This is a genomic window from Modicisalibacter radicis (genome assembly GCF_900961225.1).
Taxonomy (GTDB): Bacteria; Pseudomonadota; Gammaproteobacteria; order Pseudomonadales; family Halomonadaceae; genus Modicisalibacter.
On the sequence record NZ_CAAHFN010000003.1, the window covers coordinates 1 to 439 of the forward strand.

A 439-nucleotide genomic window follows, 5' to 3' on the forward strand; every position below is an offset into this window, starting at 1 on the left:
CAGTAATGTATCTATTCGTGGTTTAAGTGATGTACATACTACGATCAACGGCAGAAATATATTTACAGGCTCTGGGCGTGATGTATCTTTGCAAGATATTCCTGCTAGTTTACTCTCTGGTGTTACCGTTTATAAAACGCGTTCTGCCAAGCAAGTTGAACGTGGCATTGCCGGTTCGATTGATATTAAAACACAGCGCCCATTTAACTTTGATGGTGAAAAAGTCGTACTAGCAGCACGCGGTATTTATTCAGACCAACCTGACAAAGTTGATCCTAATTTAAGTATGCTATTAAGCAATCGTTGGGATTTAGATGGCGCGGGTGAGTTTGGTGCGCTGGTCAATGTTTCCTATTCTAAAATGCGCTACCGTGATGACACAATCACAGCGGGCGCGGTAATTCCTTATTTTACTAACCAGCCAGCAACAGGCTTTACT

1 protein-coding gene is annotated in these 439 nt (G+C 42.4%); it reads left to right on the forward strand.

Annotated features, from left to right (window positions below):
* Positions 1 to 439, forward strand: a 439-nt coding sequence (locus HR9077_RS00015) for a TonB-dependent receptor plug domain-containing protein (protein ID WP_168380855.1), incomplete at both ends; no start/stop codon positions are given.